Origin of the sequence: Actinoalloteichus hoggarensis, assembly GCF_002234535.1 — a bacterium.
In the GTDB taxonomy this organism is placed as follows: Bacteria; Actinomycetota; Actinomycetes; order Mycobacteriales; family Pseudonocardiaceae; genus Actinoalloteichus_A; species Actinoalloteichus_A hoggarensis.
This window is the reverse complement of sequence record NZ_CP022521.1, coordinates 2,562,667-2,587,899: the sequence shown is the minus strand read 5'-3', so window position 1 is coordinate 2,587,899 and position 25,233 is coordinate 2,562,667. Positions and strand designations below refer to the sequence as shown.

General features: G+C 71.7%; 18 protein-coding genes. 10 read left to right on the top strand and 8 right to left on the bottom strand.

Annotated elements, in window-relative coordinates; all coding sequences use genetic code 11:
• Positions 1-11 precede the first annotated feature (11 nt).
• From AHOG_RS11380 to AHOG_RS11365, 4 genes are read left to right on the top strand one after another with little or no spacing between them, the layout of a single operon-like run.
• The gene (locus AHOG_RS11380; RefSeq protein WP_245856697.1) at positions 12-1,574 is read left to right on the top strand and encodes a pyridoxal phosphate-dependent decarboxylase family protein; all 1,563 of its coding nucleotides are present in this window, start codon (positions 12-14) and stop codon (positions 1,572-1,574) included.
• Positions 1,571-3,382, top strand: a complete 1,812-nt coding sequence (locus AHOG_RS11375; RefSeq protein ID WP_093941337.1) for an IucA/IucC family protein — start codon at positions 1,571-1,573, stop codon at positions 3,380-3,382. The genes AHOG_RS11380 and AHOG_RS11375 overlap by 4 nt, the downstream gene beginning before the upstream one ends.
• Complete coding sequence (locus AHOG_RS11370; RefSeq protein WP_093941336.1) at positions 3,379-4,686, top strand: lysine N(6)-hydroxylase/L-ornithine N(5)-oxygenase family protein; 1,308 nt, start codon at positions 3,379-3,381, stop codon at positions 4,684-4,686. Before AHOG_RS11375 ends, AHOG_RS11370 begins: the two co-directional genes overlap by 4 nt.
• Positions 4,683-6,482 (top strand): IucA/IucC family protein, encoded by a 1,800-nt coding sequence (locus AHOG_RS11365; protein WP_093941335.1) that lies wholly within the window; start codon positions 4,683-4,685, stop codon positions 6,480-6,482. The genes AHOG_RS11370 and AHOG_RS11365 overlap by 4 nt, the downstream gene beginning before the upstream one ends.
• Positions 6,483-6,546: 64 nt before the next feature.
• On the opposite strand, the gene AHOG_RS11360 is transcribed toward AHOG_RS11365, so the two are convergent.
• On the bottom strand, positions 6,547-7,299 hold the full coding sequence (locus tag AHOG_RS11360; protein ID WP_093941334.1) for a DUF899 family protein: 753 nt from the start codon (positions 7,297-7,299) through the stop codon (positions 6,547-6,549).
• Between the two features lie 94 nt (positions 7,300-7,393).
• Positions 7,394-8,761 carry a replication-associated recombination protein A gene (locus tag AHOG_RS11355; RefSeq protein ID WP_093941333.1) on the bottom strand — a complete coding sequence of 456 codons (1,368 nt, stop codon included), beginning with the start codon at positions 8,759-8,761 and terminating at the stop codon, positions 7,394-7,396.
• Positions 8,762-8,849: 88 nt separating this feature from the next.
• Between AHOG_RS11355 and AHOG_RS11350 the strand changes: the two genes are divergently transcribed.
• Positions 8,850-9,212, top strand: coding sequence for a cupin domain-containing protein (locus AHOG_RS11350; RefSeq protein ID WP_093941332.1), 363 nt, complete (start codon positions 8,850-8,852; stop codon positions 9,210-9,212).
• A 12-nt stretch (positions 9,213-9,224) separates the two neighbouring features.
• On the opposite strand, the gene AHOG_RS11345 is transcribed toward AHOG_RS11350, so the two are convergent.
• Together AHOG_RS11345 and aspS are read right to left on the bottom strand one after the other, a co-directional pair.
• Complete coding sequence (locus AHOG_RS11345; protein ID WP_157736766.1) at positions 9,225-10,442, bottom strand: hypothetical protein; 1,218 nt, start codon at positions 10,440-10,442, stop codon at positions 9,225-9,227.
• A 102-nt stretch (positions 10,443-10,544) separates the two neighbouring features.
• Positions 10,545-12,317, bottom strand: coding sequence for an aspartate--tRNA ligase (aspS, locus tag AHOG_RS11340; RefSeq protein WP_093944366.1), 1,773 nt, complete (start codon positions 12,315-12,317; stop codon positions 10,545-10,547).
• 191 nt (positions 12,318-12,508) lie between these two features.
• Here aspS and AHOG_RS11335 point away from each other — a divergent pair, with 191 nt between their 5' ends.
• Entirely contained in the window at positions 12,509-12,982 is a 474-nt protein-coding gene (locus tag AHOG_RS11335; RefSeq protein ID WP_093941331.1) for a hypothetical protein, read from the top strand.
• Between the two features lie 275 nt (positions 12,983-13,257).
• Here the strand turns inward: AHOG_RS11335 and AHOG_RS11330 are convergent, their stop codons facing one another.
• Positions 13,258-13,857, bottom strand: coding sequence for a hypothetical protein (locus AHOG_RS11330; RefSeq protein ID WP_093941330.1), 600 nt, complete (start codon positions 13,855-13,857; stop codon positions 13,258-13,260).
• Between the two features lie 546 nt (positions 13,858-14,403).
• A complete protein-coding gene (locus AHOG_RS11325) occupies positions 14,404-14,877 on the bottom strand; it encodes a DoxX family protein (RefSeq protein WP_245856696.1) in 474 nt (157 codons plus the stop codon).
• A 240-nt stretch (positions 14,878-15,117) separates the two neighbouring features.
• On the opposite strand from AHOG_RS11325, the gene AHOG_RS11320 reads away from it, so the two are divergent.
• Positions 15,118-15,624 (top strand): MarR family winged helix-turn-helix transcriptional regulator, encoded by a 507-nt coding sequence (locus AHOG_RS11320; protein WP_211290578.1) that lies wholly within the window; start codon positions 15,118-15,120, stop codon positions 15,622-15,624.
• 141 nt (positions 15,625-15,765) lie between these two features.
• Here the strand turns inward: AHOG_RS11320 and AHOG_RS11315 are convergent, their stop codons facing one another.
• Both AHOG_RS11315 and AHOG_RS11310 read right to left on the bottom strand, forming a co-directional pair.
• Complete coding sequence (locus AHOG_RS11315; RefSeq protein ID WP_245856695.1) at positions 15,766-16,806, bottom strand: lytic polysaccharide monooxygenase auxiliary activity family 9 protein; 1,041 nt, start codon at positions 16,804-16,806, stop codon at positions 15,766-15,768.
• Positions 16,807-17,593: 787 nt separating this feature from the next.
• A complete protein-coding gene (locus AHOG_RS11310; RefSeq protein WP_093941328.1) occupies positions 17,594-18,805 on the bottom strand; it encodes an MFS transporter in 1,212 nt (403 codons plus the stop codon).
• A 504-nt stretch (positions 18,806-19,309) separates the two neighbouring features.
• Between AHOG_RS11310 and hrpA the strand changes: the two genes are divergently transcribed.
• The 3 genes from hrpA (at position 19,310) to AHOG_RS11295 (ending at position 25,133) form a co-directional block, all read left to right on the top strand.
• Positions 19,310-23,212: an ATP-dependent RNA helicase HrpA gene (hrpA, locus tag AHOG_RS11305; protein WP_093941327.1), complete on the top strand. Its 3,903-nt coding sequence runs from the start codon at positions 19,310-19,312 to the stop codon at positions 23,210-23,212.
• A 208-nt stretch (positions 23,213-23,420) separates the two neighbouring features.
• On the top strand, positions 23,421-24,626 hold the full coding sequence (locus AHOG_RS11300; RefSeq protein ID WP_093941326.1) for a PucR family transcriptional regulator: 1,206 nt from the start codon (positions 23,421-23,423) through the stop codon (positions 24,624-24,626).
• 138 nt (positions 24,627-24,764) lie between these two features.
• Positions 24,765-25,133 carry a MerR family transcriptional regulator gene (locus tag AHOG_RS11295; RefSeq protein WP_093941325.1) on the top strand — a complete coding sequence of 123 codons (369 nt, stop codon included), beginning with the start codon at positions 24,765-24,767 and terminating at the stop codon, positions 25,131-25,133.
• The last annotated feature ends 100 nt before the right edge of the window (positions 25,134-25,233 follow it).

Below are 25,233 nucleotides of genomic sequence, written 5' to 3'. Positions count from 1 at the left end.
TGTGAGGTCACGTGACCCAGACCCTGTGGTCCGCCCCTCCCGAATCGCTCGGCCACCCGCCGCCGCTCGCGGCGTGCTCACCAGCCGACATGCTCCGAGTGATCAACCTGATGACCGTCGGATTCCCCGGCGCGGACGGCGGCGACCGGCCGGGCCCCCTGCCCGCCGGGCCGCCCGCCGAGGTCGCCGAGGCCGTCGCCGCCGCGCTGGGACCCGCTCGGCTCGCCGAAGACGGCTTAGGCGCCGCCGGGGCTCTGCGTCTGGTCACGGGAGTCCTCGTCGATCACGGGCTGAACCTGGCTCATCCCGGCGCGCTGGCCCATCTCCAGCCCGCGCCGCTACCGGTGGCCGTCGCCGCCGACGTGTTCGCGTCCCTGGGCAACGCCTCCCTGGACACCTACGACTCGGGACCGTCCGCCGTCGCGGTGGAACGCTGGCTCATCCGACTGCTGGCAGGGCTGGCGGGGCTCACAAGCCGGGCCGACGGGGTTCTGACACCGGGCGGATCGCTGTCCAACCTGATGGCGCTGCTGCTGGCCCGCGACGCGGCGGCGAACCGTCGGGGGATCGACGTCCGACGCTCCGGGGTCGCGAGCCTGCCCGGGCCGGTGGTGTTCTGCTCGGAGCTGGCGCACTTCTCGGTGCACCGGGCCTGCGCCGTCCTCGGCCTCGGCGAGGACGCGGTCCGACCGGTCCCGGTCGACGCTCGCCATAGGCTGCGCCCCGACGTACTCGTCGCCATGCTGCGGGAGCTGCCCGCGGACCAGACGCCGATCGCGGTGGTGGCCACGGCGGGCACCACCGACTTCGGCAGCGTCGACCCGCTGCCCGAACTCGCCGAGATCACCTCCGCCCACGGGCTGTGGCTGCACGTCGACGCCGCATACGGCTTCGGAACACTGTTCTCCGACCGCCTGTCCGATCGGCTTCGCGGCATCGAGCTGGCCGACTCGATCACCGGTGACCTGCATAAACTCGGCTGGCAACCCGCCTCGGCCAGCGTCCTGCTGCTCGCCGACCGCGCCTCCTTCACGCCGCTGCACCGTGAGGTGGCCTACCTCAACCCCGCCGACGACGCCGCCGCCGGGTTCGGCGGCCTGCTCGGCCAGACGCTCCAGACGACTCGTCGGCCCGACGCCGTCAAGATCGCCACGACGCTGCTCGCCCTCGGCCGTGGCGGTCTGGGCGCGATGGTCGAGGACTGTCACGACCTCGCCCGGCACGCGGTGCGACGGATCGAGGATCAGCCGCGACTGCGGCTCGTCGGCGGCGGCACGCTGACCACCGCGGTGTTCCGCTTCCAGACCACGCGGAGCGAGCACGCCGACCGGGTCAACTCCGAGCTCCGCAGGAGGCTCTCCCAGACCGGCGGGAGCCTGCTCGGCCGGACGACGGCCCGCGACGAGGACGGCACGGAGCGGACCTGTCTCAAACTGACGTTCCTCAACCCGCGGACGACCCCGGATCAGGTGAACGAGGTGCTGGCCGAGGTGCTGGCGGCGGGCGCCGCGATCGAGGCGGAGATGGCCGAGGCCGAGATGACCGAGCCCGGGATGATCGAGGAGGCCCGATGACCCCGCCCGATCCCCTGGCGAACGGCGACGCCGCGGCGGCGTCCGCGCACGCCCACCTCGAGGCGCTGCTGCGCTGCTGGCTGCGTGAGACGGGACTGGAGGCGACGGCAGGACCCCTGACCGTGTCGCTGCGTCGGAGCGGACTGGCGCTGGCCACCGAGGTGACGCACCGCTCCCCCACCGACTGGCATCGGTTCGGCGCCGTGCGGCTGATTCGTGCCGACGGCGTCGACGTGGGACCTGTCGACCCCGTGTTGGCGGTGGCCCTGCTCGCCGACGAGGCCGCCCGCCTCGGCTGGGACGACGAGTCGGCGCGGCAGGCGGCGACCTCGGTGCCGCCTGCCGTCGCCGACGAGGTCGCCGACCTCGTCGGGCGGACGGCGGAATCGTTGACGAGGGTGGCGCGCTATCTCGACGTGCGACGGCGGCAGGACGCCGAGGGCGAACACGAGGAGGACGGCTTCCTGGCCGCCGAACAGGCCCTGTTGCTGGGACACCTGCGGCACCCCGCGCCCAAGAGTCGAGACGGGCTCTCGGCCGCCGAGGACGAGCGCTACGCCCCCGAACTGCGGGGCGGCTTCGCGCTGCACTGGTTCGAGGCCGACCCGACGGTCGTCTCCCACGACGCCGCGATCGACGGCCCCGGCATGCTGGGGCGCGACACGCCCGCGCTGTTCGCCGAGCTGTCGGGGCTGGCCGCGGACTCCGACCGAGTACTGCTGCCCGCCCATCCCTGGCAGGCCCGGGACCTCCTGCACCGGCCGAGGATCCAGGCGCTGCTGGCGGCAGGCACGCTGCGGGATCGGGGCGTCGCCGGGCCACGGTGGCGACCGACGTCGAGTCTGCGGACCGTCTATCTCCCCGGCGAGACGGTGATGCTGAAGCTGTCCCTGGGGCTGCGGCTGACGAACTCCCGACGCGAGTTCACCCGTACGGAGCTGTTGCGTGGCCTTGAGGTGCAGCGGCTGCTGGCCTGCGGCCTCGCGGACGCGACCTTCGCGGCGCATCCCGACTTCCGTGTCCTGCGTGATCCCGCCTGGGCCGCGCTCGACGAGCCCGCGAGGGCGGGCGGCCCGGCGGTGTCGGGGCTGGAGGCGGCGGTGCGCGAGTCCCCCGTCGACATCACCGAGTTCCGGTGTCTCGCGGGTCTCGTGGCGCCCCGGCCCGGCCTGGGCAGGTCCATGCTCGGCGAGATCGTCGCCGCCTCGGACGGCCCGAACTCGGCCGCCGCGGCCGAGTGGACGGCCGACTACGTCGACCGGGTCCTCGTGCCGATGCTGCACCTGTACGCGGCCACCGGCATCGGCCTGGAGGGCCACCAGCAGAACACGCTGGTGCGGCTGGACCCGGACGGCAGGGTCGCGGGCGGCGCCTTCCGCGACAACCAGGGCTACTATCTGGCCGCCTCTCGGCTGCCCGACCTGCTCCGTGTCTCCCGGGCGTCGGCGTCCACGCTGGCGGTGGTCGACGACCCCGTCGTGGACGAACGGCTGTCCTACTACCTGCTGCGCAACCAGGCCCTGGCCGTGGTCGGCGCGCTCGGCGTGGACGGGCTGGCCGACGAACGCGAACTGCTGGGCGTGCTGGCCGACCGGCTGCGGGCCGCGCTGCCCGGCCTCGCCGAGGCGGGCCCGGACGGCGACCGGCTGGCGCGTCGATGGCTGGACGCCGACACGCTGCCCTGCAAGGCGAACATGCTGACGAGGCTGAAGGGAATCGACGAGGTGCTTGCCCCGTTGGACAACCAGTCGGTGTACCTCCGGGCGCCCAATCCGCTGGCGGAGTCGCGGCTGGGGGCGAGTCGATGAGCGTCGAGGAGTGCGACGTCCTCGCCGTGGGCGGCGGCCCGTTCAACCTGGGACTGGCCGCGCTGGCCGACCCGCTGCCCGACGTGAGTGTGGTGGTCTGTGAGCAGCTCTCCGAGTCCGACTGGGGTTGGCACCCCGGCGTGCTGTTCGACGACGCGATCCTCCAGGTCGGCTTCCTCGCCGACCTCGTGTCGCTGGTGGACCCCACCCACTCGCTGTCGTTCCTGAACTACCTGCGCGATCGGGATCGGCTGTACCAGTTCTACGTGCGCGAGCGGTTCCACCCGACTCGACTGGAGTATCAGGACTATCTGCGCTGGGCCGCCGCGCGGCTGCCGGTACGCCACGGCCACCGGGTCGAGTCGACGAGCTGGGACGACGCGAAGGCCCGATTCGCGGTGACGGTCAGCGGGCCCGACGGCGGTCGCAGGGAGTTCTCGGCCAGGCATCTGGCGCTCGGCGTGGGCACCGCGCCGTGGCTGCCGCCGAAGCTCGCCGCGCTCGGGCGGGACCGGGTCGTGCACTCCGCCGACTACCTGCGTCGCGTGGCCGACCTCGATCGCGCGGACCGGGTGACGGTGGTGGGCTCCGGTCAGTCCGGAGCCGAGGTGATGCTGGACCTGGTGCGCCGCAATGGGGCGCACGGCCCTCGGCTGAGCTGGCTGACCCGCACCGAGAGCTTCGCGCCGCTGGACTACAGCAGGCTGGTGCTGGAGATGACGACTCCGGACTACGTCCGATACTTCGCCTCGCTGCCGGAGCGGACCCGTGACGCCCTGGTCGCGGGCCAGTGGCGGCATTACAAGGGGATCTCGCAGGAGACGATCGACGACCTGCACGACGCGCTGTACCGGCGGCTCGCCCACGGCGGCACCGACGTCGAGCTGCGCAGCGGCGTCGCGGTGGCGGACGCGGCGCTTCGCGACGGCGGAATCACCCTGGACTGCGTCCATCGGGACACCGGGCAGGGCTTCGAGCACCGGACCGACGTCGTCGTGGCCGCCACCGGTTACCGACACCGGCCGACCGACTTCCTGGCCCCGATCGCCGATCGCCTGGCCCGCGACGACGCGGGGCGGCACCAGATTCGAGAAGATCACTCCATCGAGACCGACCCGTCGATCAGCGGCCGTGTCTTCACGTCCAACGCCGACCTCCATCGACACGGGGTTTCCGCGCCGGACCTGGGGTTCGGCGCGGTGCGCAACGCGGTCGTGCTCAACACGGTGCTGTCGCGCGAGGCCTATCGGCTTCCGGTGCGCACGGCGTTCAGCAGTTTCGGAACACCAGGAGGAGACGGATGACGGCGGTGCCGACACGGGCACAGACCTGGCGGCTGGCCTCGGCCAGGCTGCTGGCCAAGATGATCGGGGAGCTCGCCTTCGAGGATCTGTTACGGCCGGAGCCCTTCGCCGACGGCGAGTGGCTGCTGCGCCTCGCCGACGCCGAGTACTCCTTCCAGGCGGTGCGCGGGGCGTTCGGCGACTGGACGGTGCTGCCGGACTCGATCCGGCATCGGGTGACCGGCGTCCTCGGAGATCGGCTCGGCATGCCCGCCTGGGACCCGGCCCGATTCCTGCTCGACGCCGCGAGCACCATCGGAGTCGCTCCGGAGACGGCGGCGAACTACCTCGCCGAGCTGACCGCCACCCTGACGGCCGACGTCGCCCTCGCCGAGAACGACGTCGAGGTCGCCGCGCTCGCGGAGCTCGGCCACGCCGAACTCGAAGGTCACCTGGTCGGGCATCCCTGGCTGATCGCGAACAAGGGCCGGGTCGGATTCTCCGCAGACGACCAGGCACGCTACGCCCCGGAGGCCCGCAGGCGGCTGTCCCTGCCGTGGCTGGCCGTCCACCGTGGACTCGCCGAGTTCCGGGCCACGCCCGACCTCTCGGAACACGCCGTCCGGGAACACGAACTCGGGGAGGAGACCAGGACGGCGTTCGCCGGGGTGCTGCGCGAACGCGGGGTGAATCCGGACGCGTACGTGTGGCTGCCCGTACATCCGTGGCAGCTCGACCACGTGGTGCGCACGCTGTGGGCCCCCGAGCTGGCCGCCGACCGCATCATCGAACTGGGCACGGCGCCCGATCCGTACCTGCCCACGCAGGCGATCCGCACCATGTCCAACGCGGAACGCTCGGAGCGGTTCCAGGTGAAGCTGCCGCTGCGCATTCTGAACACGGCGGTGTGGCGCGGCATCCCGCCGCACTGCACCTCGGCGGCACCGACCGTGACCCAGTGGCTGCGCGGGCTGTGGGACGGCGACGCGGAACTGGCCGAGACGGGCGCGATCCTGCTCGGCGAGGTCGCCTCCGTGACGATCGAGCATCCGCTGCTGTCCACCCTCGACGGAGCGCCCTACACGTGGCTGGAGACACTGGGCTGCATCTGGCGGGAGTCGGTGGACCCCGCGCTGCGTCCCGGTGAGCGGGCGGTCCCGCTGGCGGCGGTCCTGCACGTCGACGCCACGGGCCGGGGGCTGGTGAGCGAGTACATCGCCCGGTCCGGGCTCGACGCGCAGGGCTGGACGGCCGCGCTGTTCGCCGCGCTGCTGCGACCGCTGCTGCTGGTGCTCTACCGATACGGCATCACCGTCAATCCGCACGGCGAGAACGTGCTGGTGATCCTCGACGAGTCGGGGCGGCCGACCCGGGTGGCCGTCAAGGACCTGATCGACGACGTCAACGTGTCCGTCGAACCGGTCCCCGAACGCGGCCCGGAGCCGGACTCGCATCATCGGGTCCTGCCACGCAAGCCATGGCATGTGCTGCGGCAGTATCTGGTGGACGCGCTGCTGGTCGGCGTGTTCCGACCGTTGGCCCGACTGCTGCGGGAACAGCACGGACTCGCCGAGGAGCGCTTCTGGGGGCGGGTACGCGGGGAGATCGAGGCCTTCCGCGATCAGCACCCCGAACTGGACGCCCGGATGGTGCAGGGCAGCCTGCTCGGTCCCACGTTCGCCCGCTATCCGCTCAACGGCGATCGGCTGGTGCAGACCGGCTACGCGGAGCTGTCCTACCGTCATGCCATCGCGCCGCACGGGGAGCTGCCGAACCCGCTGCACGATGTCGCGGCGGTGTATCCGACGGAGGTCTGAGCGGCGTCGCCGCGGCCGGGTGCGTGGCGCGAGAACCGCAGGCACCCGGCCCGTCCGGGTCGGCTCAGCCGGGCGGTGTGATGGCCCAGTCCGCGTCGCGCAGCACCTCGCCCCACACGGCGTCGGCCTCGTCGACACCGTCCGCGCTCGATCCCGCCTGCCCACCCGGCGACACCACCGCGAGCGGACCATCGGTCCGCACCGGTTCCCCAGGCTCCGGCTCGCCGCCGGTCCGCCGGACGGGCGGGAACAACTCCAGCAGGGACCAGGGGCCGCCGGGCACGTCCGCCGCGAACACGTTGCGGCGCAGCGTGCCGTCGTCGGACCAGCGGTACAGGCTGATCGCGGTGCGCAGGCCGCCCTCGGGACGCAGACCCAGCTCCTCGGTCAACCTGCCCGGCTGGGTGGACACCAGCGCCGCCCGCCGCCAGCCTCGCCGTTCGGCCTCGGCGTGGAGCGCGCCGGGCGAGGCAGGCGAGAACACCGCCACGGCGGCGTCCGACTCGAGGTGGGGCACCAGCGCGTCCAGTCCGTCCGCCCAGCGCGCCGACTCGGGGCACGGCCTGATCCACCCCTCGTCGAAGCGCAGGTGATAGCCCACGAGGACGCGCCTGCTGTCGAACAGGCCTGCCAGTGTCATCGGTTTGCCCGAGGCGGTGGTCAACGGAGTCGCCGACTCCACCGCCGGGCCGGGCGGCAGCGCGCGGCGCGCCGAGCCGAACTCGGCGGCGGCGTCCCAGAGCGCCCGCTCGGCGGCGACCAGCCGGTCACGGGCCTGCCGTGAGCCGTCGACCGCCCCGTCACACGGTTGTTCCATGACGCGAGAGCCTAAGCGGACGAGGGCGTCCGCGTTTCCGGTTTGGTCAGGTCCGCGGGAGCATTTCGCCGCGGTCCCGCCGGGAACGGTGTGCTCAACTCCGGCGGGCCGCCTCGCCGCGGATCACCCGACGCAGCCTCGGCACGCGTTCGGCCAACGCCCGTTCCGCGCCCCGGGACGTCGGCTGATAGTAGTCCCGACCCACCACGGCGTCCGGCGGATACTGCTGCGGAAGGACCCCCTCGGCCACGTTGTGCGGATAGCGGTATCCCGTCGCGTTGCCGAGCTGCCGCGCACCCGAGTAGTGCCCGTCACGCAGATGGGCGGGCACCGGACCCGCCGCGCCGGAACGAACGTCCTGCAAGGCGGCGTCCACCGCCGTGATGACCGCGTTCGACTTCGGCGCGGTGGCCAGGTGGATGGTCGCCTGGGCCAGGACGATGCGGCCCTCCGGCATCCCGATCAGCGCCACCGCCTGCGCCGCGGCGACCGCCACGCCGAGCGCGGTGGGATCGGCCATGCCGACGTCCTCGCTGGCGTGCACCACCAGACGCCGGGCGATGAACCGCGGGTCCTCCCCCGCCTCCACCATCCTGGCCAGATAGTGCAGTGCCGCGTCGACGTCCGAGCCTCGGATGGACTTGATGAACGCGCTGGTCACGTCGAAGTGCTGATCCCCGTCGCGGTCGTAACGGACGGCGGCCTTGTCGACCGTCGCCTCCACCGTCGACAGCTCGATGACCTCGGCGTCGGTGGACTCGGCCGCCTCCGCCGCCGCCTCCAAGGCCGTCAAGGCACGGCGGGCGTCCCCGGAGGCGAGTCGGACCAGATGCTCGGCCGCGTCCTCGGCCAGCCGCAGCCGCCCGCCGAGACCGCGTTCCTCCGCGACCGCGCGGTCGACCAGCGCACGAACCGCCTCGTCGGTGAGCGACTGCAGCTGGAGCACCAGCGACCGGGACAGCAGCGGAGAGACCACCGAGAAGAAGGGGTTCTCGGTGGTGGCGGCCACCAGCAGCACGGTCCGGTCCTCCACCGCGCCGAGCAGGGCGTCCTGCTGGGTCTTGGAGAACCGATGCACCTCGTCGATGAACAGCACGGTGGACTCACCGGAGCGGCCGAGCCGATGCCGCGCCTCCTGGATCACCGCCCGCACCTCCTTGACCCCGGAGGACAACGCGGACAGCGCGACGAATCGGCGGCCGGTCGCCTGGGACACCAGGGTGGCCAACGTCGTCTTCCCGGTGCCGGGCGGCCCGTAGAGCAGTACCGACGCGGGCGCCGCGCCCTCCACCAGCCTGCGCAGCGGGGCACCGGGGCCGAGCAGGTGATCCTGCCCGACGACCTCGTCGAGCGTCCTCGGCCGCATCCGCACCGGCAGCGGAGCGTTGTCCGCCAGTGCGCGCTCCGCGTTGTCGGCCACCTCGGCGCCGAACAGGCCATCGTCGAACAGACCGTCTGCCACGAGGGCGACGCTACCCGGCGGCCACGACACCGGTCGCCGCCGCCACACCCGTCCGCGATCGGTCGGTGGGCGCCGCCACAATACTCGGATGGACTCCGTGGTGTCTCTCGCCGACAAGCTGACCCTGATCGACGAACACTGGTCGCCGCGCATCGTCGCCACGGTGAACGAACAGGAGGTGAAGCTCGTCAAGGTGCTCGGCGAGTTCGTCTGGCACGATCATCCGGACACCGACGAGCTGTTCCTCGTGGTGCGGGGAACCCTGCACATCGACCTGCCGGACGGCAGGCGCACCCTCCGGGCGGGCGAGATGTACGTGGTGCCCAGGACCGTGCGGCACCGCCCGGTGGCCGACGAGGAGTGCCACATCCTGCTGATCGAGTCGGCGGGGACCCTCAACACCGGCGAGCACACCGACAGCGCGCTGACCAGCCCCGCGACCTGGCTCTAGCGGAGTCGCCGATCAGTGGAAGGCCGGGTACAGCGGCAGCCGCTGACCGGAGAGCCCGAAGTGGGCGCGCAGCGCGTCGGCCGTCACGTCGGCGAACTCCGCCAGCGGCTCGGCCACACCGGAGTCCGAGGCCAGCCGCTCCCATTGATCGATGACGTCCAGGTAGCGCAGCATCGGGTCGCCGCCCTCGGTCTCCGAGGACATCGCCGCCATCGAGCGGTCGGAGCCCGACAGCACTCGCCAGGTGGCGATCCACGCCCACACGAGCTGCGCCTGGAACAACCGGGGCAGCAGGATCTCGTCCTGATCCAGCTCGGGCCACACCGAGGTGATCTCCGAACGCCAGGTGGCGAGCATCGCCTCGCCGATCTCCTCGGGGACGCCCAGGGCGCAGGCACACGAGGCGAACGGGACGAGCAGGCTGACCGCGTCCAACGCGATGTCGCGGACGCAACCGGACTCGAAGTCCAGGAAGCGGACGCCGTGGCCGGTGACCACGCTGTTGTCCGGACTGATGTCGCTGGTGCTGAACGCGCGGTACCGGTTCGAGGAGAACAGCCGGGCCGCGTCGTCCACCGCGCTCAGGACCGCGTCGGGCACGGCCTCCTCGTGCAGCGCGCGCAGCAGCACGGGCATCTCGCGGACCGCCTCCGCCGCCTCCTCCGCCACCGGGTGACCGTCGTCCCGCCCGCCGAGCCTGCGGTGCAGCGCGTCGAAGTCGGCCTCGCGTCCCGCGGTGCTGGTGTGCAGCCGCCCCAGCGTGCGGGCCCATGCCAGCAGGGTGTTCTCCGCAGCCCTGGTGTCGTCCGCGCGGAGTACGTCGGCCAGCGTCGAGGCTCGGCCGAAGTCCTCCAGGATCACGAGCCGTTCGGCCGGGTCCTGTCCGACCAGCTCGGGTCCGACCCAGCTCTCCACCGGCAGGGCGGTGAGCAGTTGCAGGCTCGCCGCCTCACGGGCGAAGGCGCCGCCCGCCGGGGCGCCCTCCGCCTGTGGGTAACGCTTGATGACCAGGGTCTTGGGCATCGTGAACGGGGTCTCGGCGACCCGCACGCGGACGACGGCGGCTCGACCGCTGCCGCCCAGATCCTCCGGATCGGCAAGTCTCACCGCGGCGCCGAACCGGCCGGTGAGCACCGTCTCCGCCGCACGAACCGTGTCGAGAAGTTCGTCGGGACTCGTCGTGCTCCCGTCGGACGCCGTTGACCGACTGACAGCTGTCTCAAGGCTCATCTCTTCCGACCCTACCGTGGTTCGCCATCGCGTGATGACCACTGTTCGGCTGAACGATCGAGAAACGTCGGCCCCGTCGCGCCGCGGCCGAGGAGCCGACCGTCAGGGCTGGCGAGCGGCCGGGCGCGCGTCGACTCCCGCCTCCTTGCGCTGGGCGGCGGTGATGGGAGCGGGTGCCTGCGTGAGCGGATCGAAGCCGCCGCCGGACTTCGGGAAGGCGATCACCTCGCGCAGCGACTCGGCACCCGCGAGCAGCATCACGATGCGGTCCCAGCCGAAGGCGATGCCGCCGTGCGGCGGCGGACCGTACTGGAAGGCGTCCAGAAGGAAGCCGAACTTCTCCTGGGCGTCGGCGTCGGAGATGCCCATCACGTTGAAGACCCGCTGCTGCATCTCGGCCTGGTGGATACGGATCGAGCCGCCGCCGATCTCGTTGCCGTTGCAGACGATGTCGTAGGCGTAGGCCAGCGCGTGCTCGGGGTCCTCCTCGAACCGGTCCGCCCATTCGGCCGTCGGCGAGGTGAAGGCGTGGTGCACGGCGGTCCACCGGCCGGAGCCGACCGCCACGTCGGTGGTCTCGTCCGCCGACTCGAACAGCGGCGAGTCCACGACCCAGACGAACGACCATGCGGAGTCGTCGACGAGTCCGCAGCGCCTGCCGATCTCCAGCCGGGCGGCGCCCAGCAGCGCACGGGCGCTCGACGCGGGACCCGCCGCGAAGAACACGCAGTCACCGGGCACGGCGCCCGCCGCGTCGGCCAGGCCCGCGCGCTCGGCCTCGGTGAGGTTCTTCGCCACCGGGCCGCCGAGGGTGCCGTCCGGCTGCACGAGGACGTACGCCAGGCCCTTGTGCCCCCGCTGCCGCGCCCAGTCCTGCCAGGCGTCCAGCTGCCTGCGCGGCTGGTCGGCACCGCCCGGCATCACCACGGCACCCACGTACGGGGCCTGGAAGACGCGGAAGGGCGTCTCGGCGAAGTACTCGGTCAGCTCGGTCAGCTCGAGACCGAAGCGCAGGTCGGGCTTGTCGGTGCCGTACCGCGCCATCGCGTCGCCGTAGGTCATCCGAGGAATGGGCCGGGGGATCTCGTGGCCGGCCAGCTCGCGCCACAGCGCGGTCACCACGTCCTCGCCGAGGGTGATGACGTCCTCCTGCTCGACGAAGCTCATCTCGATGTCGAGCTGCGTGAACTCCGGCTGGCGGTCGGCGCGGAAGTCCTCGTCCCGGTAGCAGCGGGCGATCTGGTAGTAGCGCTCCATGCCGCCGACCATCAGCAGCTGCTTGAAGAGCTGAGGAGACTGCGGCAGCGCATACCAGGAGCCGGGCTGCAGGCGGGCGGGCACCAGGAAGTCGCGGGCGCCCTCGGGGGTCGACCGGGTGAGCGTCGGCGTCTCGATCTCCACGAAGTCCTGCTCGTGCAGGACCGTGCGCGCGATCCTGTTGGCCTCGCTGCGCATGCGCAGGGCCGAGGCGGGGCCGGGCCTGCGCAGGTCGAGGTACCGGTGTCGGAGCCGAGCCTCCTCGCCGACCTCCAGGTGCTCGTCGAGCTGGAAGGGCAGCGGGGCGGACTCGGACAGAACCTCCAGGTCCGTCACGGTCAGCTCGATCGCGCCGGTGGGGATCTCCGGGTTCTCGTTGCCCTCCGGGCGGATCACGACCTCGCCGGTGACGCGGAGGCAGAACTCGGCACGCAGGCGGTGGGCCCGCTCGGCCATCTCGCCCTCGCGGAAGACGACCTGGGCAACTCCGGAGGCGTCCCGGAGATCGATGAAGATCACGCCCCCGTGATCGCGCCGACGCGCCACCCACCCGGCGAGGGTGACTGTCTTGCCGACGTGCTCGGCGCGCAGGGCGCCGGCCTGATGGGTGCGCAACACGGGTCTGATCTCCTTGCCGACCGACGGGGGATGGTCGTCCTGGTCGCACTCGTCACGAGTCACCGGACGGTCACAGGCTAGCCAACCTGGCGGGGGCGAACGCCGGCAGGCTTGATCGAGTGCGCGGGCGGGGGTGCAACGTCTTCCGACGCCCGCGCGATGACGATGTACCCGGCGTTCAAGGGGGTCTCGTGACCGACTCGGTCTGGATTCGGCGACACGGCTGGTGGCTGCCGCCCGCTCCCTTCCGGGAAGACCACGGCTGGCATCTGTGGCCCGCCGGGCAGACGCCGAGCCGGTCGCCGATCCGGCTTCTCGCGCCGGGTTTCGAGTATTACGTGTGCGACGGCGGTCGCTCCGGAGAGCGGCGGGTGCGGTTCCTCACCGAGATCGACGCGGTGTCCCAGACCTTCGCCGTGACCTCGCTGGACGAGGGCTTCCGGCGGCTGGAGGACTTCTTCGGAGGTCAGGGGCGCACGATGTCGTGGTCGGCCTGGTACGAGGACTCCTACGCCACCGAGAAGTTCCGCACGCCCCGGGTCTTCTCCCTCCTGGCCTGGACCTTCTCGGTGCGTCGATCGTTATCGGTCCCGCTGCCCCGAGCACAGCGCTTCGCGCCCAGCGGCTGGCTGCACGTCCCGCGGACCGAGGTGCTGCCTGCCTGACCGTCCGATTCGCCGATCGACGGCTGTCCGCTCGCCTCGCGGGCACGTTCGAAGGGACGGGGCCACCGTGTCCGTCGTCCGGTCGCCGACTTCGTCGCGCGTTCGCCGTGCGCCGGGTCGGGCTCCGGCCTCTCCCTCGTCGAAGGGCGCACGCCGAACCGCCCGTGCGGCTCGGAAGCGCGCCGACGGCGTTCTCGCCTGACGGGCGACGGGCCGAATACAAGGAATCGGTTCCCGACATGAGGGGACGAGGAATTCCCGTCGAATCGACGCACTCATCCGCGCACTTGATCCGCCGAACGGTCTAAATCCGTTCTGGCGACGTGGACGAACACGTCGCGAACCGTCTTGAGTTCTTCGGCCGTCACCGAGCGACCTCGACCGAGTCGCAACACGAGAAGCCGGGAATAGACGTCGGCGGCGTCCACCACCTCGGGCGGGCCCAGCAGGTACACCGGCGCCAGTGAAGCCCACAGCTGTTGTCCGAGCCGGGCGAGCTCCGTTCGCCAGGTGTCGTCGGGCTCGGCGGGATCACCGGAGTAGCAGGCGAGCAGGTAGACGTTGGCGGCGGCGAGGAAGGCCGCGTAGGCGTCCCGCCGCTGGGCCGTCTGCCCTCGTCGGAGCTGTTCGGCGGTACGCCGGTCGGCCTCGCGTTCCAGTTCGCGTCTGCCGTGCTGCGCGGCGAGTCGGAGTTCACGACCCCGGTGCTCGGCCTGCTCGTTCAGCCGGGTCATCGCGTAGGCCGCCTGCTCCCTGGACTGCCGATCGAGTCTGCGCAGCGACCGGCCCACGATGACGAATGCCGCCAGAGCCGCCACGAGGGACACCACGGGCGCGGCGATCCCGACCAACGGCCAGGCGGTGGAGGTCACCATCGCACGTTAGCGCGGCATGGACTCCGATTCCTAGCAACGCGGAGGAAATACTCCACCGCGACTCTCGGTCACATTCCTCGAGAGTCATCATGCCGAACGCGCCACGGCGATACGACGATTCATTCGCGTCGCACGGACCGCATGGCCGTTCCGTCTTCGGATGTCCGCCGAATCGAATCCACCGGCGGAGGTTCACTCGCCCGGTGGTAGCAGGCCGCGCGGCCGGGCAGGCGTTCCCAGGCCCGACGAGTCGCCGCGGACCGCCGTCCTGGACGAGTCGGTCCGATCGGGTCCGGCCGTCCTGGTCGGGTGTGGGCCGCGTCTCGTGTGTCGAGCGATCGTGTCGGCACGCGACCGTTCCCGACGGGCTCGGCGCGCCGCCCTGCCCGTCTCGTCTTGATCGAACGCCGATTCGCCAGACCGGTTCATCGGCGCGAGCGACGTCGGTCGCGCCGACCGGACTCACCCGGCGGCCTCCGAACTCGGGGTCCGTCGGCCCGCGACCGAGCCGATGCCGCCGGGTGTCGGCGTCGGCATGTGCGGCGATCAGGCGTCGGCGGGCACCCGGTTCCGGCCGGCGCGCGTGACGAGCGGAGCCAGGAAGCGGTCGATGCTGAAGGCCCCCGCGCCGTGCACCGCGAGCAGCAGGGCGCCCACGATGATGACGAGGACCAGCTCGAAGCCGCCCTCGGAGACGAAGATCCCGTTGCCGGTGTGCACGAAGAGCCAGGCGCCCGCCATGTTCGCGGCCACCAGCACCCCGACGATCGGCACGGCGAGGCCCACCACCAGGGCGATCCCGCCGCCGAACTCGACGAGGGCCGCGAACCAGGCGGCGAGACCCGGCAGCGGGATGCCCATCCCCTCGAAGGACGCCGCGGTGCCGTCGATTCCCCATTCGGAGAACTTCTGCCAGCCGTGCGCGATCATCACGATGCCGAGCCCCAGCCGGGCGGCGAGGAGCACGAGGTCTCGGAGCAGTGCGAAGGATTTCATGGTCGTCAGGTCTCCCGGTGTCATGAGGAGGTCCGTCTGCCGTGACGGCCGTCGTCGGCGTGGGTCGGCCGGCACCGCGCGAACACGTCCAATATGTTGAAGGTTCAAGCAGCGGCCAAGTTACATGAACTTTCAAGCATTCGCATTCCGCTCGACGGCGCAGTCCGACCACGGGGATGACTGAGCCGTCCGGGTGAGACGAGGTGTTCACGATCGGGTTGCGAGCGGCCACCCGCAGGCGGCCGCCTGGGTACCATCCCGCAGGTGACAGAGGCACGGTGGCTCACCGACGAGCAGCAGCGCGCGTGGCGGAAGCTCGCAGGCGTCATCACGGTGCTGCCCGCCGCGCTCGACGCTCAGCTGCAACGGGACGCCTCGGTCACCCACTTCGGCTACTGGGTGATGGCACTGCTGTCCGAGTCCGCCGGCCGATCGGCACGCATGAGCGATCTGGCCGCCAAGGCCAACGCCTCACCGTCGCGTCTCTCCCACGTGGTCAACAGGCTGGAGAAGAACGGCTGGGTCCGGCGACAGCGCTCACCCGAGGACGGCCGGGGCAGCATCGCGGTCCTGACCGAGGCGGGAATGGCCAAGGTGGCGGCCTCGGCACCCGGCCACGTCGCCGCGGTCCGCGAACTGCTCTTCGACGGACTGGACGACGACCAGGTCCGTCAACTCGACGAGATCTGTGCCGCGCTGCTGCGCCAGATGGGATACCACGCCGAGACCGCCATGCCGATGCGACGAGGGAACTCGCCGAAGGCAGGCTGAGGAGCCGGCTGCCCGCCTTCGGGCCGTGCGGCCCCGGGGACGACGGAGGGCGACGCTGCCCTCCCCCGCCCCCGGTGCTCACCCGACTCGTCGGCCCGTCGGCCCGACCGCCGCAGGCGATCGGTCAGGCCGGACCGGCGCTCAGGTGCAGACGGAGTCGTTCACGGTGAAGGCGGCCGGGACGGGATTGTTCCCGTTGTGCGTGCCCTGGAACCCGAAGGTCACCGAGCCGCCCGGCGGTATGCTTCCGGCACCCTGGGAGGAACGCGCCGTGACCTGTGTCCCGGACTGGGTCACCGAGGCGTTCCAGGCGTTGGTCACCTGTTGGCCCGCGGCGTACGTCCAGCCGAGGCTCCAGCCGGACACCGACTGTGCACCGGTGTTGGTCAGCGACACCTCGGCCACGAAGCCGTTGTTCCACTCGCTCTGCTTGGCGTACTGCACCGAGCACTCGACGACGACCGGCTCCTCCGGCGGCTGCGGCTCCTCCGGCGGCTGGCCGGAGCCGGGGCCGAACTGGACGTCCGAGCAGTTGTAGAACGCCTCGGCGCTGTCCGACCGCTGCCAGATCGAGTAGATGATGTGGCGACCGCTCTTGTTCGCGGGAAGCCTGCCGTTCCAGGTGTACTCGGCCCCGTGCGGACCGCTGCCGTTGATCGGCGGGTTCGTGACCTCGTCGAAGGGCACCGCTTCGAGGTCGGACCAGCGCAGCGGCTGGTTCGGGTTCCAGCCGTCCTTGGTGACGTACTGCGACCAGGTTCCCGGGTGCGGCGCCCAGGCGTTGTACCGGAAGGTGATGTTCGCGCCCGACTGAAGCTGGGTGGTGGGCCAGTCGGAGCGACCGAGCCGGAACCCCGCGAAGGTCGTGCCCGGGCCGCAGAGGTTGCCGTCGGGAATGATCTCCTGGTGCCTGCCGCCCGCGTCGCTGATCAGGTTGCCGAACCAGTTCCACAGCGCGTTCTTGCCGCCCGCTGCCACGGCCGCCGCGCAGGCCGGGTTCTGCGGATTGACGTCGCCGCCCTGGCCGCCCTCCAGCCCGTCGACATAGCAGGCGTAGGTCCGGGTGGCCGGGTAGGTCATGCCCCCGTGTGCCAACGCCGTCTCAGGAGGAGTGGCCACCACCATGGCACCGGCCAGGGCGACCAGCGCGCCCAACAATCCCACCTTGCGTCTTGTCTTCACTGCAATCCTCCTTGATTTCAGTACTGACAACCTCGGGTGACAGGCCGCGCTCCACGTCTCGTCCACGGGCGGCGGCAGGAGTCGTCCTACGCCCGCGCACAGGCGTCGTCGGTGTGGGCGGGGCCGAGGACCTCGACTGCGCCGGTGCGTGGTGACCACGAGTTCCCGACCACTCGCCCTCCGTCAACCTGGGAGCGCTCCCAGATTGACGGAGATCACACTCACTGTCAATATTCGTTGCGCTAGGAGGATCCTGCGGCGTGCTCACGGTCGGGCGGCGGGCCATGACGTGTCGGGGCGGGCGCCGCCACCAGCGCAGACGTGACTCGATGGCATCCGGCGGCCACGCGGCGACAATCGGCCGAGGCTCACTCCCTCCGCCGCCCGATTCCGGATTCATCCCGTCGGCGCCTCGGTGACACCGGCGTACGGACGCCGGATCGGGAGCGCTCCCAAGATCAGCACGCACGGCGGGCGGGTACGCGCTCGTCGGCAGCGAAGCCGCCGGTCCGCCGCGGGCTCCGACGTGCGACGACCCCGCCGTCCCTCCGGACGGGCGGCCCTGGACGGCATGCGGTGACGATCACCAGCGTCAACCCACGATGCCCGCGGGGACGCTCTCGGCGCGTGCGGAGGCGCGCCTCCCATCGAGATCGAACGACCCGCCCCGAGTGCTGAGCGGACGAACACGAAAGGAGCACTCTCCGCCCGCCGATCCACCCACCGACGATGCCCGTGTACCGACTGGGAAGCCCTGCCGGTCGGGCCGGTTGTCGACAGGATCGGCTCAGGTCCGCGCCGAGCGACGCAGTCGCGCCGGATCGAAGATCCGGGACTGCCAGACGAGGAACAGCCCGAGCAGGGGCAGCACGCCCATCGCCTGGCGCAGGTCCACGGCATCGGCGATGATCCCGATCACCGGAGGCATGATCAGGAAGCCCACGCGGGCGAACCACGACACCACCGCGACGGCATGCGCGCTGCGAAGTCCTGGAATGCTGCCCGCGGCGTGGATCGCGGACGGGAACAGCGTCGCGGTGCCCAGCCCGGCCAGCGCGAAGGCCGCGATCAGCAGGGGCGTGGAACCCAGCGGCAGCGCGATCGCCAGCGGAACGGCGATCAGCAGTCCGCCGACCCTGCCGACCCGGAGATGCCCGAATCGATCGGTCATCCGATCGCCGAGCAGTCGGCCCGCCATCATCGCCGACTGGAAGGCCACATAGGCGCCGCCCGCCAGCGCCGCCGGAGCGTGATAGGAGTCCTGCAACAGCACCGCGCCCCACGACGCGGGCGTGTCCTCCACCGCGCAGGCGGCCATCATCACCAGCCCGAGCAGCACGAGCACCCGCCCGATGTGGCCTCGGCTCGTCGCGGCGTCTCCCGTGGTCGACCGACCGTCGGCCGACTCGGCGGCGCGCTCGCTGTCCTCCGCGCCGGGCAGCAGGTGCGGCAGGCACAGCAGGGCCGGGACGGCGACGGCCGCGCCCACGACGAGCAGATGCGGTCCGAGGGGGATGTCGAACCCGGCGGCCGCGCTGCCGACCACGCCGCCCGCGACGGCACCGAGACTCCACACTCCGTGGAAGCTGTTGAGCACCGACCGTCGATAGCGGCGTTGCACCCGCAGCCCGTGCGCGTTCGACGCCGCGTCCATCACCGAGTCGACGGCGCCGAGCGAGAACATCGTGAGGGCGAAGCCCCACCAGGCGCCCGCGAGGGAGGCCGTCGGCACGATGGCGCCGAGCGCGACTCCGCTGAGCACGGCGAGTCTGCCGCTGCCGAGGCGGGCGGCCAGCGGACCCGCCAGCAGCCCGGCGGCCAGCGCTCCCGCGGGCATCGCGGCGATGCCCAGTCCGAGCGCGCTGTTACTCAGCTCCAGGGTGCTCTTGAGCTGCGGCAGCCTCGGGACGATGTTGGCGTAGCCGAAGGCGTTGACGAAGAAGAGCACCGCCACCGCCACTCGCGACCGCCGCAGCGCGGCGACCGTCATCTCCGGCATGTGCTCCCCCGACCCGTCGCCCGATGATCGCCATGGCTCTCGGGCCGAGGCTCGGCCCGAGACGCCGTGACCCGAGACGGCCTCGGGCAGCCGTGACGTTCTACCGCATGTGCCCGGTCCGCGGAAGCCGTTCCGGCCGGCGAGATCCGGCGGCGCGAGACCGCCCCTGCTCCGCGCGGGCGGCGGTGCGGGTCGTCTGGCGAACCCGCCGGTCGGCGTCGTCTGCCGCCGCCCGGCCCGAGGCGGCGCCGCCGCCTCGGCGCTGACCGGGCTCGATCGTCCCGGCGGTGCCCGCGCCGCCTCGGCCTGCCCGCGGCGCGACGACGGCGCGCGGCGCGGGTCGGAGTCCGGGTCCGGGCCGACGAGGGCCGTGGAGCGGGCTGCGGCGCGGCCCACGCGCGGGCGGCCGCGGCGCCTGGCGGCGCGTCCCGCGGGCGGCACGCGGACGGGACGAGAGGTAAATCGCGAGACCGGTCGACGCCGGATGCCTATCCTTGACCCCGTATGAGAACGCCGCCTGCCACCTCTCCCCTCGCCGATCTGTCGGCACGCCTGCCCGACCTGATGCTGCGGGATCGACATCGCCTCGGCCGCCGCCTGGAAGGTCTGCGGCGTGGACGCGACTCCCGAGGCGCCGCTCGCGACACGGCGTTGGCCGCGGTCGCCGCCGAGATCGACTCGGCCGAGCTGCGGGTGGCACGCCGCCGCGCGGCCGTGCCGAAGATCGACTATCCCGCCGAGTTGCCCGTAGGGCAACGCAAGGACGAGATCCTCGCGGCCGTCCGCGATCACCAGGTGGTGATCCTCGCCGGCGAGACCGGGTCGGGCAAGACCACCCAGCTGCCCAAGATCTGCCTCGAACTCGGGCGCGGTGTGCACGGGCTGATCGGTCACACGCAGCCGAGACGGCTGGCGGCCCGCACCGTGGCCGAGCGTGTCGCCGAGGAGCTGCACACCGAGCTGGGCGACGCCGTCGGCTACGCGGTGCGCTTCACCGATCGGGTCGGCGAGGACACGCTGGTGAAGCTGATGACCGACGGCATCCTGCTCGCCGAGATCCAGCGAGACCGGATGCTGCGGCAGTACGACACGATCATCATCGACGAGGCGCACGAACGCAGCCTGAACATCGACTTCCTGCTCGGCTATCTCAAGGATCTGCTACCCCGCAGGCCCGACCTGAAGGTGATCATCACCTCCGCGACGATCGACCCGGAGCGGTTCTCCCGACACTTCGGCGGCGCGCCGATGATCGAGGTGTCCGGGCGGACCTACCCGGTGGAGGTCCGGTACCGGCCGGTGGTCACCGACGAGGTCGAACGCGACCAGGTTCAGGCGATCTGCGACGCGGTGGACGAGCTGGCGGCCGAGGGGCCCGGCGACGTCCTGGTGTTCCTCAGCGGCGAACGGGAGATCCGCGACACCGCGGACGCCCTGGTGAAGCAGGAGCTGCGCAACACCGAGGTGGTGCCGCTCTACGCCCGGCTGTCCGCGCGCGAGCAGCATCGAGTGTTCCAGCCGCACACCGGTCGGCGCATCGTGCTGGCCACCAACGTCGCCGAGACGTCCCTGACCGTGCCGGGCATCAAGTACGTCGTCGACCCCGGGACCGCCCGCATCTCTCGATACAGCCAGCGGACGAAGGTGCAGCGGCTCCCCATCGAGGCGATCTCGCAGGCGTCGGCGAATCAACGGTCCGGTCGTTGCGGCAGACTCTCGGCGGGGGTCTGCATCCGGCTGTACTCGGAGGAGGACTACCTCTCCCGTCCGGAGTTCACCGATCCGGAGATCCTGCGTACCCATCTGGCCTCGGTGATCCTCCAGATGAGCGCCCTGGGCCTCGGCGATGTGGCGGCGTTCCCGTTCGTCGAACCGCCGGACCGGCGCAACATCTCCGACGGCGTGCAGCTCCTCCAGGAGCTCGGCGCGCTCGATCCCGCCGAGACCGACCTGCGCAAGCGGCTGACCCCGCTCGGCCGCAGGCTCGCGCAGCTTCCGGTGGACCCCCGGCTGGGTCGGATGGTGTTGGAGGGTGAGCGCAACGGCTGTCTGCGCGAGGTGATGGTGATCGCCGCCGCCCTGTCCATCCAGGACCCCCGGGAGAGACCGGAGGACAGACAGCAGGCGGCGGCCGAGCAGCATGCCCGGTTCGTCGACAAGAACTCCGACTTCGTGTCGCTGCTGAACCTGTGGGAGTACCTCCAGGAACAGCAGAAGGAGTCGTCGTCCAGCCGGTTCCGCCGGATGTGTCGCACCGAGTTCTTGAACTACCTGCGGGTCCGCGAGTGGCAGGACGTCTACGGCCAGCTTCGACAGGTGGCCAGGACCCTCGGCGCCACGCTCAACGACGTGCCCGCCGATCATGATCGAATCCATCAGGCGCTGTTGGCGGGGCTGCTCTCCCAGGTCGGGCTCAAGGACACCGACAAGAACGAGTACCTGGGCGCCCGCAATGCCAAGTTCGCGATCTTCCCGGGCTCGGCGTTGTTCAAGAAGCCGCCGCGCTGGGTGATGGCGGCCGAGCTGGTCGAGACGTCACGGCTGTGGGGCCGGATCGCGGGCCGCGTCGAGCCGGACTGGATCGAGAAGGCCGCGGGGCACCTGGTCCGGCGTAGCTACAGCGAGCCGCACTGGGAGAAGAAGCAGGCCGCGGTGATGGCGCTCGAGCGCGTGACGCTGTACGGCATCCCGCTGGTGGCGGGCCGCAAGGTGAACTTCGGCCGGATCGATCCGGAGACCTCACGAGATCTCTTCATCCGGCACGCGCTCGTGGAGGGCGACTGGGACACGCGGCACCGCTTCTTCCAGGAGAACCGGGAACTGCTCGCCGAGGTCGAGGACCTCGAGCATCGAGCCCGCCGCCGCGACATCCTCGTCGACGACGAGACGCTGTTCGAGTTCTACGACCAGCGCATCCCGGCCGACGTGGTCTCCGGCAGGCACTTCGACTCCTGGTGGAAGAAGACCAGGCACGACAGCCCGGATCTGCTGACCTTCGACCGGTCGATGCTGGTCAACGAACAGGCGGCGGGGATCGGCGAGGCGGACTACCCGGACAGCTGGCAGCAGGGGGACCTGCGGCTGAGACTCACCTATCAGTTCGAGCCGGGCACCGACGCGGACGGCGTGACCGTGCACATCCCGCTCGCCGTGTTGAACCAGGTGACCGAGGCGGGCTTCGACTGGCAGATCCCGGGGCTGCGCGCCGAGCTGGTGGAGTCGCTGCTGCGGTCGCTGCCCAAGCCGCTGCGCAGGCACGTCGTCCCGGTTCCGGACTGCGCGGCGGCGGTGCTGCGGCGCATGCGGCCCGGTACGGCACCGCTGTTGGACGCCCTGGAGGACGCGCTGCGCAGGCAGGTGGGCGTCGTGGTGCCCCGGGACGCCTGGCAGCTGGACCGGGTGCCCGACCATCTGAAGATCACCTACCGCGTCGTGGACGAGAGACAGCAGGCCCTCGCCGAGGGACGTGACCTGGCCGAGCTGCGTGAGCGGCTGCGTCCCAGGCTGCGCGAGACCCTGTCGGCCTCGGCGCGGGGCGTGGAGAAGTCCGGACTGCGCGACTGGACCATCGGCGATCTGGACAGGACCCATCGCGCGCCGCAGGGGGGCTACCAGGTCACCTCGTACCCGGCGCTGGTCGACGAGGGCGACGAGGTGGCGGTCCGGCTCTTCGACACCGAGGCAGAGCAGCGACAGGCGATGTGGGCGGGCACCCGACGACTGGTCCTGCTCAACGCTCCGACGCCGATCAAGCTGATCCAGGGCAGGCTGAGCAATCAGACGAAGCTCGCGCTCACCCACAATCCGCACGGCGGGGTGGGCGCCCTGCTCGACGACTGCGCCTCGGGTGCCGCCGACCGGCTGATCGCCCGACACGGCGGCCCCGCGTGGTCGCAGGAGGACTTCGCGACGCTGCGCGGCCGGGTGCGGGCGGAGCTTCCGCCGCTCATGACGGAGATCGTGGGAACGGTGGAGCAGGTCCTCACCGAGTGGCGCTCGGTGGAACTGCGGCTCAAGGACGTCGCCCGGCATGCGCCGAAGGACTCGATCGCCGACATCCGCACGCAGCTGGGCGGGCTGGTGTTCCCCGGGTTCGTCACCGCCGTCGGCGCGCAACGGCTGCCTCACCTGGTGCGTTACCTGCGCGGAGTCGCGCGGCGTCTGGAGAAGCTGCCGGAGAACCCGGCCCGCGACGCCGACTGGACCGCCAAGGTCGCCGCCGTCACCGAGGCCTACGAGCGGCGGGCGGCACGGGTGCCCGCGACGGCGCCGCCGAGCAAGGGGCTGCGCCAGGTGCGCTGGGCCATCGAGGAGCTGCGACTCAGCTACTTCGCGCAGACGATCAAGACCGCGTACCCGGTGTCGGACAAGCGGATCATGAAGGCGTTGGAGCAGCTGGACGTCTGAGCGGCGACCGCGCGCCGCGACCGGGACCCGTCCGGGCCGGCCCGAGAGCACGGCGCACCGGGAGCCGGCTGAGGAGGAGGCCGACGACGAGGCGGACACGGCGGGACCGGCGGAGGCGGAATCGGCGCCGTGCATCGTCGCGCGGCCCCTTCGACGTCGGTGCTCGCGGACGCCGCCCCGGGCCGGCGTGAGGAGGTAGCGTCGGGGAGTGCCCGCCCCCGCCGCCGACTCCGTCGAGCAGATCACCCGTTCGCTGGCCCAGACTCGGCTCGCCGACGTCCCGGTGCTGACCGAACGGCTGCTCGCGGCCATCTTCACCGACAACCCGGACTGGACCGACTACCGTCCGGTACCACGCGACGACCTCCGTGACGGCTGCCGTCGCTACCTGGGTCAGGTGCTGCGCGTGCTGTGCGGCGAGGTCGAGTCGGCGGAGGACGACGTGGCCACCGCCATCGGTCGTGACCGGGCGGAACAGGGGGTTCCGCTGGCGGCGATGCTGCGGACGTTCCGCCTCGGCGGCCGGATCGTCTGGGAGGCGCTGGTCGAGCAGGCGCAGATCGACGGGGCCGAGCCGGACGTCATGCTGCGCGTGGCCACCTCGATGTGGACGGTGATCGACGAGCTGTCCTCTCGACTGTCGACCTCCTACCGCGACACCGAGCTGGAGCGGCTCCGCAGCGACGAGCAGCGCCGACACGCACTGGTGGAGGGCCTGCTCAACGGCCAGGCCCGCGACGCCGGGTTCGCCCAGCGGACGGCCAAGGAGCTCGACCTGCCCGTCGGCGGCCGTTATCTCGTGATCGTCGCCGAGGCACGAGCCGACGGGGGCTTCGCACTCCGAGGCCAGAAGCACGCCCTGGAGGCGCTGCATCTTCGCTCGGTGTGGCAGGTACGCGCCGACACCCTCGTCGGCCTGGTCGCGCTGGAGCGACGGGACGAGGCGCTGGCGCTCGACCGGCTCCGGCCGCTGGCCAGGGGCCGGGTCGCCGCCTCGCCGACCGTGGCCGGGCTGGCCGAGCTGGGCACCGGCCATCAGCTCGCGCTGACGACGCTGGGCACCGCCCGACCCGGCGAGACGGGCCTGTTCTCCCTGGCGGAGCGGTTCCCGGAGGCGCTGCTGGTGCAGGCACCGGACTTGGCCCGTCGGTTGACCGACTCTCAGCTCGGGCCTGTGCTGGAGCTGCCGGAACGGGAGCGGGACATGTTGCTGGGCACCCTGGCCTGCTGGCTGGAGGAGGACTGCTCGGCGGCGAACGCCGCCGTGCGGCTGCACTGCCACCGCAACACGGTGCTCAACCGGCTGCAGCGGATCAGCACGTTGATCGGACGGTCGCTGCACGGCCATCGCGCTCACGTCACGCTGTCACTTGCGTTGGCCGCACTGGACCTGCCCGACACGGCCGGCCGCTGAACCGAGCGGCGACCGTCCGACGCGGCGGACGGGCCCGCGCCGGACTGACGGCCGCCACGCCGTCACCAGCACGATCCGGGTCCCGCGAGGCGGGGACCCGGCGCGGCACACCACACGACACGGACGGAGGAATCGGCGATGCGCATCGGCGAACTGGCCAGGCGGACCGGGACCACGGCCCGAGCCCTGCGCTACTACGAGCAGCAGGGCCTGCTGTCCTCGGAGCGTCAGGAGAACGGCTACCGCGATTACGACGCCGACGCCGTGATCCGCGTCCGCAACGTGCGGTATCTGCTGGACATCGGGTTGCGTTCGGAGGACGTCCGGGGCTTCGGGGCCTGCCTGACCGTGGACCTGGTGGGCTCGCCGCCGTGCGACGAGGCGGTGGGCGTGTACGAACGGCGGCTGGACGCCGTGCGGGCCCGGCTGCACCGCTTGCACGACGTGCGGGACAGCCTCAGCGCCCAGATCACCGCGGCCCGGACGGACACGGCTGCACAGCCGTAGTCGGTCGAGGGTCGCGGGGAGCCCACCGGCCCTCGGCGGTCTCGACGGTTCGGCGCCTGCCCGCCTCCGTCCCGCCGAGGACCCGCCGTCGGCGCCCGAA